The organism is bacterium, from assembly GCA_035380285.1.
Classification (GTDB): Bacteria; Auribacterota; Erginobacteria; order Erginobacterales; family DAOSXE01; genus DAOSXE01.
This window is the reverse complement of sequence record DAOSXE010000024.1, coordinates 1-17,434: the sequence shown is the minus strand read 5'-3', so window position 1 is coordinate 17,434 and position 17,434 is coordinate 1. Positions and strand designations below refer to the sequence as shown.

13 protein-coding genes are annotated in these 17,434 nt (G+C 62.7%); 6 read left to right on the top strand and 7 right to left on the bottom strand.

Going from position 1 to position 17,434, the window contains the following annotated elements; genetic code table 11:
- Positions 1-60: 60 nt before the first annotated feature.
- The 6 genes from PLZ73_09555 to PLZ73_09530 all read right to left on the bottom strand — a co-directional run bounded on the left by PLZ73_09555 (position 61) and on the right by PLZ73_09530 (position 8,730).
- Complete coding sequence (locus PLZ73_09555; protein ID HOO78120.1) at positions 61-2,415, bottom strand: xanthine dehydrogenase family protein molybdopterin-binding subunit; 2,355 nt, start codon at positions 2,413-2,415, stop codon at positions 61-63.
- 34 nt (positions 2,416-2,449) lie between these two features.
- Positions 2,450-2,914 (bottom strand): (2Fe-2S)-binding protein, encoded by a 465-nt coding sequence (locus PLZ73_09550; protein HOO78119.1) that lies wholly within the window; start codon positions 2,912-2,914, stop codon positions 2,450-2,452.
- Between the two features lie 13 nt (positions 2,915-2,927).
- Positions 2,928-3,818 (bottom strand): xanthine dehydrogenase family protein subunit M, encoded by an 891-nt coding sequence (locus PLZ73_09545; protein ID HOO78118.1) that lies wholly within the window; start codon positions 3,816-3,818, stop codon positions 2,928-2,930.
- 123 nt (positions 3,819-3,941) lie between these two features.
- The gene (locus PLZ73_09540; protein ID HOO78117.1) at positions 3,942-5,615 is read right to left on the bottom strand and encodes a cyclase family protein; all 1,674 of its coding nucleotides are present in this window, start codon (positions 5,613-5,615) and stop codon (positions 3,942-3,944) included.
- Between the two features lie 190 nt (positions 5,616-5,805).
- Positions 5,806-7,053, bottom strand: coding sequence for a DUF1116 domain-containing protein (locus PLZ73_09535; protein HOO78116.1), 1,248 nt, complete (start codon positions 7,051-7,053; stop codon positions 5,806-5,808).
- A gap of 69 nt (positions 7,054-7,122) precedes the next feature.
- Positions 7,123-8,730, bottom strand: coding sequence for a solute carrier family 23 protein (locus PLZ73_09530; GenBank protein HOO78115.1), 1,608 nt, complete (start codon positions 8,728-8,730; stop codon positions 7,123-7,125).
- Positions 8,731-8,940: 210 nt separating this feature from the next.
- Between PLZ73_09530 and PLZ73_09525 the strand changes: the two genes are divergently transcribed.
- The 5 genes from PLZ73_09525 to PLZ73_09505 are packed head-to-tail and all read left to right on the top strand — an operon-like array spanning position 8,941 to position 14,208.
- Positions 8,941-9,819, top strand: a complete 879-nt coding sequence (locus tag PLZ73_09525) for a DUF2877 domain-containing protein (GenBank protein ID HOO78114.1) — start codon at positions 8,941-8,943, stop codon at positions 9,817-9,819.
- The gene (fdrA, locus tag PLZ73_09520) at positions 9,810-11,384 is read left to right on the top strand and encodes an acyl-CoA synthetase FdrA (protein ID HOO78113.1); all 1,575 of its coding nucleotides are present in this window, start codon (positions 9,810-9,812) and stop codon (positions 11,382-11,384) included. Before PLZ73_09525 ends, fdrA begins: the two co-directional genes overlap by 10 nt.
- Entirely contained in the window at positions 11,381-11,563 is a 183-nt protein-coding gene (locus tag PLZ73_09515; protein ID HOO78112.1) for a fdrA domain protein, read from the top strand. Before fdrA ends, PLZ73_09515 begins: the two co-directional genes overlap by 4 nt.
- 16 nt (positions 11,564-11,579) lie before the next feature.
- Positions 11,580-13,730, top strand: a complete 2,151-nt coding sequence (gene buk / locus PLZ73_09510; GenBank protein HOO78111.1) for a butyrate kinase — start codon at positions 11,580-11,582, stop codon at positions 13,728-13,730.
- Positions 13,723-14,208, top strand: coding sequence for a hypothetical protein (locus tag PLZ73_09505; protein ID HOO78110.1), 486 nt, complete (start codon positions 13,723-13,725; stop codon positions 14,206-14,208). Before buk ends, PLZ73_09505 begins: the two co-directional genes overlap by 8 nt.
- 29 nt (positions 14,209-14,237) lie before the next feature.
- Here PLZ73_09505 and PLZ73_09500 read toward each other — a convergent pair whose 3' ends face one another.
- Entirely contained in the window at positions 14,238-15,719 is a 1,482-nt protein-coding gene (locus PLZ73_09500) for a VCBS repeat-containing protein (GenBank protein HOO78109.1), read from the bottom strand.
- Positions 15,720-16,036: 317 nt separating this feature from the next.
- Here PLZ73_09500 and PLZ73_09495 point away from each other — a divergent pair, with 317 nt between their 5' ends.
- Positions 16,037-16,789 carry a hypothetical protein gene (locus PLZ73_09495; GenBank protein ID HOO78108.1) on the top strand — a complete coding sequence of 251 codons (753 nt, stop codon included), beginning with the start codon at positions 16,037-16,039 and terminating at the stop codon, positions 16,787-16,789.
- The last annotated feature ends 645 nt before the right edge of the window (positions 16,790-17,434 follow it).

The window sequence follows — 17,434 nt, the reverse complement described above, 5'->3', positions numbered from 1 at the left end:
GGAAAGAAAAGCCCCGGGGGTTTCCCCCGGGGGCTTTTCTTTGCCTTCGCTCGTGCCGTCTCAGTCCACTTCCTTGAGGCCGGCCTTGATCGCCATCGCGATCTTTTCCGCGGTGATGGGCATCGACTTGAACCTGATCCCCAGCGCGTCTTCCAGCGCGTTGGCGACCGCGGGGGCCACCGGAATCATGGTGTGTTCGCCCACGCCCCGGGCTCCGTAGGGACCGTCGTGCTGTGGGGTCTCGATGATGATGGGCACGATCTCGTCGGGCAGATCCAGCGCGGTCGGGATCTTGTAGTCGGTGAAGTTGGGGTTGAGGATCCGTCCGCTGTCCGGGTCGAAGCGCATGTCCTCGTAAAGGATCGTGGCCAAACCCTGCATGAACCCGCCCAGGATCTGGTGCCGCACCAGCTCCGGATTGATGGCTTGTCCGACGTCGAAGCCCTCGGCGACCTTGAGAATCCTGACCTTCCCCGTCTCCTTGTCCACTTCGAGGACGATGGCCCCGGCCCCGACCGTGTAGTGCGGGTTGGGGTGACCCCCCTGGCTGGTTTCGGGGTCGCTCTTGGTGCTCATGAACTCGGGCATGAACATCCCGTGCCCGGTGATCGGTCCGCCTCGGAAGGTGCCGTCCTCGACCATGATCCCGTCGATGACGAAGTTCCTCAAGGGGAGGGCGAAGGCCGGGTCGGTCCGGCATTTCACCTGTTCGTCCTCGAGATAGAGGGAATCCGGGTTGTACTTGAAGGCCCGGGACACGCCGTCGAAGATCCGGGCGCGGGCGTCGAGTGCCGCCCGCCGGACCGCGTTGCCGCAGGACCAGGTCACGTGGGAAGCCACGGTCTGCCACTCGTAGGGGTTGCGGTCGGTGTCGGGACATTCGACCCGGACCTTCTCCATCGGCAGGGCGAGCACTTCGGCCGCGATCTGGCCCATCACCGTGAGCAGTCCCTGGCCCATGTCGATTCCGGAAACCAGGAGGTTGATGGACCCGTCCTCGTTGAACTTGAGGAAGGCGCTGCTGGACGCATTGGGCGGCATGGCCGGCCCTTTCCAGGCCGAGGCGATGCCTTTTCCGATCGCCTTGCGGGGATCGGGGGAGACTTCCTTCCGGTCGAGCTTGACCGCCCGGGCCACCCGTTTCAGGCATTCCTGGATGTTGCCTTCGTTCATCCCCGCCCCGTAGGCCAGGGGTTGGCCCCGCCTGATCCCGTTCTTCTCCCGGAACTCGGCCGGGTCCATTCCGATTTTCTTGGCCAGTCGGTCCAGGTGCGATTCCACCCCGAAAAGCATCTCGGAGTACCCGAAGCCGCGGTACGGGCCGGCCGCGGGCAGGTTGGTATAGATGCAATAGGAATCGATCCGGATGTTGGGAATCGAGTAAGGCCCGGTGGCCGACAGGCCCGAGGAGTTGACCACGTTGGCCCCGTATTCCACGAAGGGTCCGGCGTCCCAATAGTTGGCCATGTCGAAGGCGGTGATGGTACCGTCCTTCTTCACCCCGATTTTCAGTTTGGAGACCACCGCCTGGCGCATGTAGGTGTTGTAGAATTCCTGATCCCGGCGCCAGCGGACCTTGACCGGACTGCCCTTGACCACGGTGGCGAAAGCGGCGGCCAGAATCTCCATGGTCACCCCGGCCTTGCCTCCGAATCCTCCCCCGATGTAAGGAGTGATGACCCGGACGTCCTTATGGGTGAAACCCAGGGGAGAGAGGGCCTCGGCGAAAAGATGTCTTTGGGTGAAAGGGGACTGGGACGAGGCCCAGACCGTCATCCGCCCGGAATGGTCGACCAGGCCGACCGCGATATGGGTTTCCATGCAGCAATGAGCGAAGCGCGAGACATGGTAGGTGTCTTCGAGGACGACGTCGGCTTTCCGGAATCCGGCGGCCAGGTCACCCTTGCGGATTTTCCGCCAGTGGGCGATGTTGGTGCCCGCCTGGGGATAGAACCAGGGGACATGGGGATAATCGCCGAGGTCGGGGTGGATGAGGGGCGGGTTCTTGCGGATGGCGGCCATCTGGTCGAGGATGGCCGGCAGGGGTTCGTAATCGACCCGGACCAGTTTCGCCGCCCGCCGGGCGGTTCTCGGGTCGCGGGCGATGACCCCCGCCACCTGTTCGCCCACGAACCGCACCCGATCCTGAGCCAGGATGTAGCGGTCTTTCATATAGAGGCCGAACTTGTAGGGGAAATCCTTCCCCGTCACCACCGCCACCACCCCCGGAACCTTTGCGGCTTCGGAAATGTCGATCCCCTTGATCAAGGCGTGGGGGTGGGGGCTTTCGATGATTTCGGCGTGGAGAAGCCCGGGGCCGAATTCGATATCGTCCACGTACTGCGCCGCCCCGGTGACTTTATCTTTTTCGTCGATGCGGGAGGGCGAGTGCCCGACAACTTTCAGTTTTTCCATTACGTCCCCCTTACTCAAGGCTGGGCTTCGCCCGTTATTTTTTCGCGCCGGCCGCGGCCAGAATAGCGTTGATGATCGGCTCGTATCCGGTGCAGCGGCAGAGGTTGCCGGAGATCGCTTCCTTGACCTCCTCCCGCGTCGGTTTCGGATTGTTCCTCAACAGCTCGGTCGCGGTCATCAGGATGCCGGGGGCGCAGAACCCGCACTGGAAGGAGCTGTGGGCGATGAAGGACTCCTGGAGGGGGCTGAGTCTGCGGGCGGAGAGTCCTTCCACCGTCTCCACCTTCTGTCCGTCCGCCTCCACCGCCAGCATCAGGCAGCTGCGCACGCTTTTGCCGTTGAGCAGGATCGTACAGGTCCCGCAATCCCCGCGGCCGCAGCCGTACTTGGGCCCCTTGATCCCGAGCCGGTCCCGGAGAACGTCCAGCAGGAGGTCCGCGGGTTCGACGTCGACGCTTCGCTTGCTTCCGTTGAGAGTGAATGTGATCGTCTGCTTCATCGTATCTCCCCCGCTAGATGAGACTGGTCCCGTATTTCGGCCCCCGGCCGCGCCGCCGTTCGTCGGCGGCTTTGAGCGCACGCTCCAGCATGACCCGGCACATATGCAGCCGGTATTCCCTGCTGGCTCGGATGTCGGTGAGCGGCGCCACCACCTTTGCCACCAGGTCCAGCGCCGCCTCCATCCGTTTCGGGGTAAGGCTTCCGCCCTTGAGAACGGCCTCGATCGCCGCCGCTCTCACCGGCACGGGATTGACCGACCCGAACGCCACCCGGTAACGGTTGCCGGGGAGGGCGATGACCCCCACGCTCGCCTGGGCCAGGTCTTCTCCCCGGTAACGCTTGAGTTTGACGAAACTTTCCCCCCGTTCCCGGGGGAGATCGGGGAACGTGACCGCGGTCACCATCTCCTCCGGTTGTAGGGCGGTTTTCCGCGGGCCCTGCAGAAAATCGAAGATCGACATCTCCCGGGCGACCTCCGATCCCGCGATCTCGACGGTGGCTTCGTAGAGAACCAGCGGCGGCCCGCTGTCGAGGCAGGGAACGCAGGAACAGAGGTTCCCGACCAAGGTGGCCCGGTTCCGGACCGAGATCGAAGCCACTTCTCCGGCGGCTTCCCAGAGCAGGGGGAAGCGGCGCTTGACCGTGGCCGACCCGATCAGGTCGCTGAAGGTGACCAGGGCGCCGATCCGGAGGCGTCCGCGGGAGAATTCCAGGCGCTTGAGATCGGCGATCCCCTTGAGGTCGATGACCGCCTCCGGGGAGACGACTTCGTCGGCCAGGTTGTTGATCAGGTCGGTTCCTCCCGCCAGGAACCGGCCCCGGGACCCGTATTCGGTCTTCAGCGCCAGCGCCTTGGCCAGCTTCCCCGGTTTAAAATAGGCGAAATCTTGCACCAAGGTCATGTCGTCCTCCCGATGTCGATTGGGCAGGATTCGTCGCCGGCGGCGGCCGTCCGCCGCCGGCGGTTTTCTAAGCGTACCACTCTCGAAAGGACGGCCTGTCCCGCCCTTCCCTGAATTTCCGGTTCAATCCTTCCAGGCGACGAACCGGGCCCAGCAGGACGCCAGTTCCATCCCTTTCTGGATGAAACAGCCGATGAAATAGCGGCCGCTTTCCAGGTCGCCCAGGTCTTTTCCCAGGTTTTCGGCGTGGATGATCCCCTTGGGAAAGAGGTTGAGATGCATGTCCTGGTAGAACTTGTCCAGCGGGTACATCTCGTCCCAGTCCTTGCCGAAATCCTCCTTCAGCTTCCGGTCGGCTTCGGCGAAGGTTTTGGGATGCCAGTTGCGCTGGATGGTGTTCATCGGGTGTTCCATGGCCACGCAGTCGACGCCCAGCCATTTGATCTTCTTCTTCAGGCACCAATCGGCGAAATCGGGGGAGGGGCCGGGGTGCCGGATCATGTAGCGGAACTCGTCGGAGTCGGGGCTGTACCAGCCGTAACGGTAATAGCCGGTCTTGATGATGAGGATGTCGCCTTCCTTGACGTCCACCACTTTTTCGACCATATCCGGCGTGTAGACGCTGGTATCGCTGACCATGTCGGAGATATCGGCGATGGCGCCCGGGCCGATCCAGACTTCCATCGGGGTTTGGCCGATGGTGCGGCCGCCCATGTGGAAATGTTTCTCCCCGTCCATGTGGCAGCTCAGGTGGAAGCTGGCCTTGCAGTGGGCGTTGTTCCGTCCCAGGCCGAAGTACTGTCCCCCCACCCGTTTGGTGTAGTGGACGATCAGGGGGACGTAATTGGCCCACTGTGGGGTCTGGACGCTGAAGGGGATCGACATATCGTACATCTTCTCCGCCTCCATCCGGGCGAAGAAGTCTTTCAGGCTCATCCCCTCCGGGGGTTCGAGGGCGACCACACGGGCCCAGGCCGATTCCACTTCGCAGAAGGGGATGGGGTGGATCATGATCCAGGCCCGCCGGTTTTTCAGCTTGTCGATCTGGCCCCCGAGCGATTCCGCCAGCAACAGGCCCGCTTTGGGCATGGTCTGATGGGTGAGCTTATAGTATTCGTCCTGGGGGAACATCTCGTCCCAGGTCTTGCCGTGAGTTTTTTTCAGCTTGGCTTCGGCTTTTTCGAACTCGCGCGCGTGCATGTAGCGCAGGTTGGTGTTCATGGGGTGCTCGGCGCATCCGCAATCGACGCCGATCACCTTCAGCTTCTTTTTCAGCGCCCATTCGAAGAATCCGGGTGCCGGCCCCGGATGCCGGAGGAGGTAGCCGAACTCCTTGTTCTCGATGCCCCCCTGGGCGTCGGGGTTGACGACGTCCGGCTGGTCGTAGCCGAACTTGTGGTAGCCGGTGTTGATGATAAGGATATCGCCTTCCTTGACCTCGGCCCGCTCCTCGATCATCTCCGGGGTGTAGAGGCTGTAGTCGGAAACCGCGTCGGAGATGTCGACGACGACGCCTTCGCCGCAGATATCCTCCAGCGGGATTTCGGCGATGGAGCGCATGCCCGAATGAAAAGCGGTGGGGCCGACCAGGTGGGTCCCGGTGTTGTTGCTCCACTCGATCAGTTGCCCGTTGGCTCCCGCGCCGCCGATGAAGGAGCCGGTCAAGCGCTTGAAAAACTGGATCTGCAGCGGCATCTCGCCGGGCCAGGGGGGCGTAAAAATGCTCAGGGCCTGGGTAAGATCGTACCACTTGGCGCTTTCCAGCAGCTCGATCATGCTCTTTTTCTTCTCGCTCATCGCTACCCTCTCCTGTGTGTTGCCGGAACCGAACGGGCGGTTGCCGGGAACGCGGTCGTCGAACCCGGATGACCCCCGCGCTGTTTCCGCCCGCTCCGCGTCTCCGGGTCCCCGCCGTTGCCCGCTGCTTCGGTTGGCGGACCGGGGTTCCGTCCGTCGATTCCTTCCGTTGACCTGTAGTTCGTTCTGACTAGGCGTATTTTTCCGAAAATGCCACCAGGGCGTCCTGAAAGACCTGCATGGGCGCGTCGCACAACCCGGCGCCGACCTGTCCCACGCCGGGGTCTTTGTGGGCGACGCCGGTATCGATGAAGGGGGGCAGGCTTTTTTCGACCACCTTGACGATGTCGATACCGGTCGGAGACCCCCTGAAGTCGAGCGCAGGGATCTGGTAGATGTTGTTTTCGCCCAGGGAGATTTCGTACATGTCCAGGGTCTTGGAGACCGCCAGGTCGTAGGTGCCCCCGACGAACTGGACGATGGCTGGCGCCGCCGCCAGGGCGCAACCGCCGATTCCGTACGTCTCCATGATCGCGGAATCGCCGATGTCCCGGCCGACGTCGTCCTTGGTGAACCCGGGGAAGAGGAGCACTTCCGGAACCGGGGACTCGCAGGTGAACCACTGTTTGCCCAGGCCGGAGACCTGGATGCCCCAGTCGGTGCCGTTCCGGGCCATCACCGTGACCATCGAGCTTCCCTCGACGTTTTCGGCGGCCATCAGGCTGACCTTGGCGCTGGACATGGCGAACCCGAGGAAACTGTGGATGTTCGCTTCCTGGAATTTGAGGGCTTCGACGGTGTCGCCGATGTTCTTGCGGTCGAGCGTCTCCAGGATATAGGGGGCCGATTTGGTGAAGAGGATGTAGGAAGCGGCCCGGCTCCGGTTATGGAGTTCGTCCCCCATCTGAATGGCCTGGGCCATGATGTTCTTGAGATCGATCTTGCCCGCTTTCCGGATGGCTTTCTGCAGGACCGGGCCGAGCACGCGCTCCATCCATTTCAGGCGTTCGATGACCTCCTCGTCGTAAGCGCCCATGCGGAGCACCTTCCCGATCCCTTCGTTGAGGCTGTTGAAGGCTTTCTGGCCGGTGACCTCGTTCTCGGTCACGATCATCGGCATGGAGGCGCAGACGATTCCGGCCATGGGCCCGACGGTGTCGTGGTGGTGGCAGGGGTCGAATTCTATTTCTCCCGAAGCCGCCAGCTCCTCGGCCTCCTCCACTGAGGTCGCCATCCCCTCGTAGATCAGCGCCCCGATCGTCGCTCCCCGCTGAGGGCCGCACATCCGCTCCCAGGTGACGGGAGGGCCGGAATGGAGTATGAGATTTTTCTTCATCCCGGGAACGCACTCGATCGCCGGTTGGATATCCACCCAGAACGGCCGGGCTTCCAGCAGCGCTTTCAGGGCTTTTTCGTTGGCTTTGTCGATATCGACCATCGGGCACCTCCATGGTGTGGAAATATGTGACGCTTCGCGGTGCTACTATAGCTTCTCCCGGCGGGACGGTCAAGCAGGAGGAGATTCGCAGGGCATCCCCACGCGGCACTCTTCCCCGACCTCCATCTCCGCCCAGGCCGCCTCCGCCTTTTCCCACGCTTCCTCGGTGGCGTTTTCCTCCCAGGTGGTGAGGCCGCGTTCTTCGCGCGTCGCCCCCGGGAGGAGGTTGTCGAGGATGATGGCGACGATGGCGGTCACCGCCATACCCGTGGAAAGAACGGCCTGGAGGATGTTCCCCAGGATGCGGAGGAATCCGCCGGGATCGCCCCAGGCGATCGGGGCGGCGGATGCGGAAAGCATGGGGTTGAACTGATAGGGAATGGAGAGCCCGGCGAAAAAGGAGATCCCGATGATGAAAAGATTGCGCGAGTTGTTGAGGTTGACGAACTGGAGGTTGGAAAGTCCCACGGCCGCGATCAGCCCGAACAGTCCGACGAACATGGCCCCGACCACCGGCTGGGGGAGGGTGGCCAGCGTGGCGCCGAACTTCCCGAAGAGGGGCAGCACGAGCATGACGACGGCTCCGGCCTTGATCACCCGCCGGCTGGCCACCCGGGTGAGACCGATGGCCCCGATGTTTTCGGAATAGGAGGTGGTCCCGTTGCCGGTCTGGAGAATTCCGGCCAGAAGGCAGCCCAGACCTTCGGTTCCGATGCCCCGGGAGATCATGCGTTCGGTGGGGACCGGCCCTTCGGCGATCCGGGCGCAGGCGTAGTAGTCGCCGACGGATTCGATCATGGAAGCGAGAAACCCGGCCAGCATCCCGAAGATGCCCGCCACGGTGATGCTGTTCAAGGCCGGGAAACCCCATTTGAACGGTACCAGGGGGCGCAGGGAAAACCAGGGGGCTTCGTGGAGAAGCCTGAATTTGCCGAAGAGGTAGGCTTCGTTGCCTTCCGGGATCAGCCCCAGGACGGTTCCGATTCCCGCCGCCGCCCATCCGGTCAGCACCGCCAGGAGAACCGGAAAAAGCAAAAACACCTTCGAATGTCGGGAAAAAACCTGGGAATAGAGCACGAGGGCGACCAGGGTTATCCCGGAAATGATCCAGTTCTTCGCCATCCAGGGGGCCCCGATGTTGAAGAGCCCGAGGCCGATCATGGCGATGGTGGGGCCGATGACGATGGGGCTCATCACCCGTTTGACGAAACCCATCAAGCCGGTATAGCCGAGGGCGATTTCGAAGATCGAGGCGAACATGACCGCGGCGGCCACCTGCTGGATCATGATCCTCCAGCCCAGCTGCTGGGCGGCGCACATGCCCACGATCGCGAACATGGGCCCGAGAAAGGAAAAAGTCCCCCCCTGGATGATGGGAAGGCGGTTTCCGAGGGGGGATTGCTGAAGGAGCGTGGCGAGTCCCGAAACCAGGAAGATGGTGGAGATGAGCAGGGCGAGTTCGGCCTGGGGCATGCCCATGGCTTTCCCGATGATGAACGGGATGAGGACGGTGGAGCCGAACATGGTCAGGTACTGTTGGACCCCGAGCAGGAACGCCATGCCCATCTTGGGCCGCGATCCGATGGGATAGACCACCCACCCCCGCGTTTCGTGTTCGATGGCTTCCTCCGGGAGGATGGCGTCCACCGTGGCGATGTGATCTTTGGTCTTGCTCATGGCTTCACCTCGTTTGCCGGTGCCGCGGGTTTGATTTCAATGGCGCCGCGCCCGGGGATTTGTTATTATTTCACGGCATCGATAAATGATTAGGATACTCGCCGATGCTGAGGCCGGTCAAGGAGCTATGCCCGTTTCGGGGCCCGCGGATCGAGGACGGCGTCCGGCGTCGGTTCCGTCAAATGACAATGTGTTGTTACGCTTAGAAACGTGCCCGCGCTCGCAGCCGATACGAATACTCCACCGTCCTCTCCCCGGATCGTCAGCATCGGGGACCGGATCCGGCCCGGAAAGTACTCGCTCCACTCCCGGTTCCGGCGCGCGGTCAACCTCACGGAAGGGGAACGGCTCGTGGCCGTGGTGACCGAGGAAGTGGGAAAGGGCCCGGTCAACCTTGTCGTCCGGGGAATCGATCTTGAAGAGGTGGACGGGTTGGTGGTCGAAGCGTCCGCCGCGCGTCTCGGCGGGAGAGCCCTCTCCTACGGTCCCGCCCATATCTTCGCTTCCCGGTTCGAGCCGCCCCGCCGCGAACCGGCTCGATTGAGCCGGAACCTGGGCCGGCTGGCGGACACGATCAGCCGCGGGGCCCCTTCCGGGAGTCTCGCTTTTCTCATCGAGCCGGGACGGGAACGCGATTTCGTCTCGGGTTTCGAACGGGCTTATATGCAGAGAATCAAGGAGGGTGTCGGCTTGCTCTTCGATCGGCCCGGAGACTGGCGCCGGGGGGTCCGCCGGCTGAGAGGGGCCGGGTACGGTCTTACGCCCAGCGGCGACGATTTTCTGGCGGGCCTGCTGGTGGCGGCCAACCTCCTGGAAGCGGTTTTCGGGATCGACCTGGACGAGGTGCGGCGCGTCACCGCGGCGGACGCCCGGGGGGGCAACCTCCTTTCCAATACTTTCATCGAGTTGGCCCGCGATAATTTTCTGTTCGAAGGATTTTACCGGCTCCTGGTTTCGCTCCTGGAGGGCTCGGAGCGGGAAGTGGCCGCGGCCGGGGGAAGACTGATGTCCCTGGGCGCCAGTTCGGGGAGCGATATGGGAGTGGGTTTTTTACTCACCATGAAGAAAGGAGAAGAGCGATGGTCGTAAAAGGCGTCACGAAGACCGGAGAATATTTCGATTCGGTGACATTGATGCTGGTGGCCCGTTCCCTTACCGAGCTCGACGGGGTCGAGGACGCCACGGTGGTGATGGGGACGGCGGAGAACAAGCAGATACTGGCGGCTTCGGGGATGCTCCTGGACGAGTTCGCCGACGCTTCCGATACCGATCTTCTCATCGTGGCCAAGGCGCCGGACGAGGAGACGGTCGCCGCGACCCTGGCTCGGGCGGAGGAACTGCTGGTCGAGAGCAAGCAGAAGAAATCCGGCTCGGGGGATTACCGGCCGAAAAGCATCGAGGGCGCGATCGAGCATCTGCCGGGAGCGAACATGGCCATCATCTCGGTGGCGGGCCGGTACGCCGGCGACGTGGCCATGGAAGCCTTGGAAAAAGGGCTTCATGTCATGCTTTTCTCCGACAACGTCTCCATCGAGAAGGAGAAGGAACTCAAGGAATACGGTCGTTCCCGGGGCCTGCTGGTGATGGGTCCCGACTGCGGCACCGCCATCATCAACGGTGCGCCGCTCTGCTTCGCCAACGTGGTCAAGCGGGGCGTAATCGGGATCGTCGCCGCTTCCGGCACCGGCCTTCAGGAGATCAGCGCCGTTATCGCCAACCAGGGTGAAGGAATCTCCCAGGCGATCGGAACCGGAGGCCGGGACGTGAAGAGCGCGGTGGGCGGCATCATGTTCATCGAGGGGATCAAGGCATTGGCCGAGGATGAAGCCACCAAGGTTATCGCTCTCGTCTCCAAGCCCCCTGCGCCCGAGGTACTGGAAAAGGTCGCGGAAGTCGTCAAGTCGGTGGACAAACCGGTGGTGGCGATCCTGATCGGGGGCGATCCCCGGGTCGTGGCCTCAGCGGGGGCGCATGCGGCCAAAGACCTGGAACAAGCCGGCCTGATCGCCGCCGCGCTGGCCCGGGGCGAAGATGTGGAGGGGTTTAAAAAGCAGCTGGAAGAGCGCGGCCGCCGGCTGAGAACGCTGGCGGCGGACGAGGCGGCGAAGATGGCCCCGGGGCAGAAGTACCTCCGGGGGCTCTTCAGCGGGGGAACGCTCTGCGACGAAACCCAGCTCATGTTCAAGGACGAGATCGGTCCGGTCTACTCCCCGGCCCCGATCGATCCCGCCTATAAACTCGCGGATGTCTGGAAAAGCCGCGAGAACACGGTCGTCGACCTCGGGGAAGACGAGTTCACGGTGGGGCGCCCCCATCCGATGATCGATTTCATGCTGCGCAGAAAACGGATCGTGGAGGAAGCCCGCGATCCCGAAACCGCGGTCATCCTGCTCGACGTGGTCTTGGGGTACGGATCGAACATGGCCCCGGGCGAAGAGCTCGCCCCCGCCATCCGGGATGCGATCGCCCTGGCCCGGAAGGAAGGGCGCCACCTCACGGTCGCCTGCTCCATAACCGGAACGGACGACGATCCGCAGGATAAGGCCAAAGTGAAAAAAGAGCTGGAGGACTCGGGCGCGATCGTGTTGCCCTCCAACGCCGCCGCCAGCGCTCTGACCGTCGAAATCGTCAAGATCAGGGGAGGTGCCCGGTGAGCGTTACAAGTCTGTTTTCCCAGGAATTGAAATCGATCAACATCGGATTGGTCTCCTTCAAGGAAGCGCTGGACGACGCCGAGTTCGCCGCCATCCAGGTCGAGTGGAGACCCCCCGCCGGCGGCGACGCCAAGGTGCTCGAGGCGCTCAAGAGGATCAAGCGTCTCAGGAAAAGCTAGCAGAGCCGTCGGACCGATGAGCCCCAAGCGGGAACAACGGGAAGGGAAAGAGGGGATACCTCCTCTGGAAGCGGTCGCCGATCTGGTCGAAATCGCCGGGAAGCTGAAGCCGTCGACCGTTATCGTTCCCGGGGGCGACCGGGTAGAGGATCTGCGCCTGGTCGAGTCGGGACGCGATCACGGTTTCATCGACCGGGTGATCCTGGTCGGCGATCCCGGGAAGATCCGGCGGTCGGTGGACGAGGTCGAGATCGAAATCCCCCCAAGCGACATCGTGGCCGCGTCCGGCGACGAGGAGGCGGCCGCCGCCACCGTGGAACTGCTGGGGAAGGGGGGGATCGATGTCGTCCTCAAGGGCAACATCTCCACCCCCGTCATCAACCGCTTCATGCGGCCCCTGGCGGTTCGCTCCACCGTGAGCCTGGCCACCGTTTTCGACGCCGCTCCCATCGCCAAAGGGCGCCCCATGATTCTCACCGACGCCGGGTTCACCACCGTCTGTAATTTCGGCCGCATGGTCGATTTGATCGACAACTCCCTGGACGTCGCCCGGGTGGTGATGGGGATCCCGCGCCCCCGCGTCGCGGTTCTTTCCGCCAACGAGAAGCAGATTCAGTCCCTGCCGTCCACCCGCCTGGGATTCGACCTCGCTTCCCGGGACTGGACGGACGCCGTCGTCTGCGGGCCTCTCTCCTTCGACCTGGCGGTCGACCCGGAGTCGGTGGCGATCAAAGGCATGCCCGATCTTCCCGGGGCCCGGGAAGTCGCGGGGAGAGCCGACATCCTGGTCTGCCCGGGGATCGACTCCGCCAACATCCTCTATAAGACCGTCGCCGCCATGGCCAAGTACGGCCAGGCTTCGCTTGCCGGCATCACCGTGGGTTTTCCGGTGCCCTTCATCATTCTTTCCCGTTCCGACACCGTGGAAGTGCGGCTGGATTCGATCGCCCTCTGCAGCATCTACGCCCAGCGGACCCGGGCCCGGCGGGCGCCGGCCGCCCGTCCGGTCCGTTCTTCGCCGGAATTCCGGGTCCTGGCCGTCAATCCCGGGTCCACCTCGACCAAGCTGGCTTACTTCGAAGACCTCGAATGCGTTCACGAGGCCGAAGTCCCCCATAAGGTCCGTTCCGCAGCCGACCCCGGGGAGCGCCGCCGCCAGGGCGCCTGTTTGGCCGGATTCGTCCTTTCCGCCCTGGAACAATGGGGGTGTCCTTCTCCCGACGCCGTGGTCGGGCGGGGAGGCTTTCTCCCCCGGCCCGAGGGGAAGCTTTCCAGCGGCACCTATATCGTGGCCGAACTGGAGGGAGGAAAAGTCCGGGTCGATCCGGAGATCGTGGCCGCGGTTCTTGATTTTCCCGAGAAAGTCCACGCCAGCAACCTGGGGATCCCGGTGGCGGGATCGTTGGCCGAGAAACTCGGCGTTCCCGCGTACGTGGTCGATCCCGTGGTGGTGGACGAATTTTCGCCCGAGGCCGAAATTTCCGGGTACGCCCCCATCGTCCGCCGCAGCACCGCCCACATCCTCAGCCTCCGGGCCGCCGCTCGGCGCGCGGCGGCGGAGATCGGACGCCCCCTGGAGGAGATCAACCTGGTCATCGGGCACCTGGGGGGCGGAATTTCCATCGCGGCCATGCGCCGGGGCCGGATCGTGGACAACAACATCGCACTTCTTGGGGGAGGGCCGTTTACCCCGCAGCGCGCCGGCCAGCTTCCCACCGACGATCTTATCGAACTGTGTTATTCCGGCGGGTTTTCCCGGGAGGATCTCAAGGAGGAATTGACCAAAAGAGGGGGGCTCCAGTCCTATCTCGGGCAGTTTCGGATGGAGGAGATCGAACAGTGGATCGCCGCCGGGGACGAGAAAGCCCGGCTGGTGGTCGAAGCCATGGTCTACCAGATCGCCAAAACCGTGGGATCCATGTTCCTGGCGGCTGGCGGCGACGTGGAAGCCATCGCCTTGACCGGAGGGTTGGCCCGCAACTCCTTCGTTCTTTCTTCGCTGCGCCGCCGGATCGGACGGTTGGCCCCGGTCCTGGTGTTCCGGGAGTCCCTGGAGATGATCGCCATGGCCGAAGGGACGCTCGCGGTTCTCTCCGGCCGGGCCGAACCCAAACGCTATCGCCTGCCCCAATGGTGCCTCAAGGCAATGGAGGGAAATGATGCCTAGAACTCGAAAAAACCACTGGGTATTTCGAGCCCGGGTGATCGACCGGTCCGGAGCCCTGACCAGCATCGCCTCGGCCTTCAGCAACGAGGGGATCAGCATCAAGACCGTGGTCGGTCACGGGTTCGAAGAAAAAGCGGGTATCGACGGCAATGTGGTCGTCACCTTCTTCTGCAACGAGGAGGAAAAAGACGTGATGGCCCGCAAGATCCGGCGCCTGAAGAAGGTGATCCAGCTCGAGGAGCACCCCTACGAATCCGATCGGCTCCGCAAGTCCGCCATCATTCTCTCGACCCGCGAACTCACCCCCGAGGACATGGCGACCGATCGGGCCCCGCTGACCTGCGAACTGGTTCATACCGGTTCGCAGGGCAGAATTTATTTCCTGGCCGGCGCCCCCAACCGCCTGGACGGCGTGCTCGACCGGCTCGAGGCCGATGGCGCGGTCGAGGACATCATCTACTCGATCATGGGCCTCTGAGACCGCGCCGATCCGTTCGGCGCCGTCGGTCAGCGCGTGACCGGGAGGTCTCCGGAAACCCCGAACCAGTATCGGGTCGCCCCGCGGAGCGCCCATAGTCCCGCCGTGGGCCGGAAGACGGCGCAGGTGTCTTCGGCTCCCAGATAGGAGGCGGGAACGGGAGTGTCGCCGTCTTTGCCGAAATACCAGCGGCTGCCGCTGGCGGTGGTCCAGACTCCCAAGGAACCGCGGAAGACCACGGGTTCGTCGTTGGGGTCGGGCCCCAGCTCGGCGCCCAGGGGCCAGTCGCCGGTGATGCCGAAGTAAAGCCGAGTCACCCCGCGCCAGGCCCATAACCCGTTGCCGCTGCGGAAGACGGCGATTTCCGAAGTCCCGTCTCCGTTGAAATCGGCGGGCAGGGGGGAATCCCCCTCGACCCCGAAATGCGTTTGGGTGATTCCCCTGACCGCCCACAGCCCTTCCGCCGGCCGGAAGACGGCGACGTCGCAGCTGCCGTCGCCGTCGTAATCGCCGGGAACGGGGAGATCGGCGGCGAGGCCGTGGTAGACCCGGGTCACGTCCCTGACGATCCAGAGCCCGTCGCCGTAGCGCCAGACCCCGGCCTCGGTGGTCCCGTCGCCGTCGTAATCCCCGGGGACGGGGAGATCGCCGTCGCCGCCGAAATAGATCCGGGTCAGGCCCCGCACCGCCCACAACCCCTGGCCGTCGCGGAAGACGGCGACATCGGCCGAGCCGTCGCCGTCGTAATCGCCGCCGGCGATGGTGAGGTTATGCCGGAAAACGGCGGTAGGGGAGAAGTCGCCGAAAGCGTAATCGTTGCGGGCGCAGACCCTCCAGGTATGGGTCCGGTCCACCTCCAGGGAAGTAAGTTCGCGGGCGGTTGCCGAGGTTTTGTAGATGTAGGAGTTCTGGCTGCCGGCCCGGCTTTGGACCAGCTCGTATTCGATGGCGTCGCTGACCGCGGCCCAGCTGACGGTGATTTTCCCGTCCGAGAGGCAGACGGTGCTCCCGTCGAGGGGAGAGATGGTCTGGGGGGCGGAAAGGATCGTCCCTCCCTGACCCGCGGTGAACGACCAGGTTTCCGAATAGGGGCCGTACTCGGTCCCGCAGCGCAGACATGTATGCCAGTAGTAGGTGGTGGCCGGCGTCAGGTTGTAACTGTAGCGGGATTGAGCAATTCCGGTATGGGTCGGCAAAGACGAGCTGAAGATGACGTGAACGAATTCGTAGTCGGTGGCGACCTGCAGCCTGGAGCCGGTAGCGTTGGGGTCGCTTTGGCAGTTCCAGGTCAAGAGCGGGATCAGGTTGTCGATGGTTTCCCCGTCGGAGGGGCTGACGAGCAGGGGTACCGTCAGGCATTCTGCGCAGCGCTCGCCCTCTCCGGGCGCTCCGGCGTCGGGAACCCCTCCTGAAGTGGCCGTGATGATTTCGCTTCGGCTCAGGCCCGGGGAGAGCTGGAATACGACCATGACCGTTAAAAAGAACGTTCCAACACCAGTCTTTGTTTTCATGGCGGTCTCCTCCAGTGCCCGAAGTTAAGTATCGGCGCGGCCTGCGTCTTGCGTTCAGTATAGTTGCTCCGGACTCCGTCGTGAACTTAAAAGCCTTTCAGAGACCCGAACTTGCCGATATCGTTATTACCGATCGGGATTTTCTGTTGTTGCCGTGTTGCGGCTCGATCGATCATGGAAACAGATGCCGCCGTCGGGCGGAAGCGGAGTCCGGGTTGTCGCTCGCCGGAGTAGCGCCCGGCGTCGATTCTCGTCGGCCCCCCACATGCGTCCGCGGAGCCGGACAGGACCAGGATGCTTCCAGGAATAAACTGGCGATGAAGATTTGGCCGGGTTTACCGCCGTTGCTGTTGCTGATCGTATCCTTTCCGGTTGCCTCCGCCGCTGGCGACGACCGGCAAGCGATCAGGGAATCGACCATGTTCCTGGTGAGTCCGGTCTTCGGGTGGAACCGGGATACCCTGAAAACGGAGCTGCCCGGCGGCCGGACCGCCAGCAGCTCCGAAACCGCTCCCGAATACGGTCTTTTTTTCCTCATGGTCAGCCCGCACCTGATAGTGAATGATTTTCTTTTCTATACCGACGTCAACGGCGCCGAGGTGATCGGGAACTTCCTCTTCGCCAACTGTTACGGAGATCTTGAAGCCCCCCTGACCTGGAATGCTGGGGTAGGGTATCTGTACCACGACATCGACTCCGAGCGGATTCGGATCGACGTTCATGTCCCCTTGGTCAAGCTCGGGCCCGTTTTCCGGCTGTCCCGGTTGAACCTATTCGTCAATCCCTACATCGGCTACGCCTGGGAGCGGGTACGTACCGGGTACGGGAACCGGGACAACGACTCGTTTCTTTACGGCCTTTCTTTGGCCTGGCACTGGCGGATGTTGACGGTCGCAGTCAAGTACTACTATCAGGACAGCCAGGAGATGGAAGATAATTTTCAAACATTTCGAGCCCGCCTCGTCGTCGGTTTGACCCGGCATTGGGGCCTTATGGTACGGTACGATTATATGGAACATTCCACCACGACCGACCAGTCGTTTCTTTTCGGGCCCGTGTTTCGTTTCTGAGGCCCGGTATCCCCTCCCCGTGAGTCCACGGACCTGCCTGCCGGCAGGCAGGTTTCACAGATGCGGGAGCGGGAGAATTTGCACCTGATTTCTCTGATTAACTCTGATTGGGGGAGGAATTCAGAATACAGAAATCAGTATTCAGTAGCCCCATCTGGGAGTCCACAGATTACAAAGATTAGGGAACTGGAATTACATGGATGGGAATGATTCCCGCTTCCGACCCAGCAGCAACCTCAGCCCGTCTTCAGCCCCTGAAAATCCTCTATGTGGTTAATCGTTCCCATCTTCATGAAATTCAGGTTCTTCATGGGAAATTTTTGCCATACCTGTAAAATCCACGGACCTTCTTGGGGGCCGTGGCGATAGTCTTTCCTGGTAGGTACTGTAGAGGGGAGGGGAATTAACCACAGGCCACAGAGGAAGGAGAGGACACAGAGAAATTTCCGGGTTTAAAACCGGATGAGGCTGCCGGTGGGAGCCATGATGTTTCCCCATCCATGAAATATTCGAACCCGAAGGGCATGAAGAGGAAAGGATGAGGGTGAGGTTGGGGCCCTTACTCTATGCACCATGCTCTCTGCGCCCTTGGTACGGGTTCAGGACATAGGTAACAGATTAGTCTCAGGACATAGGTGACACTTC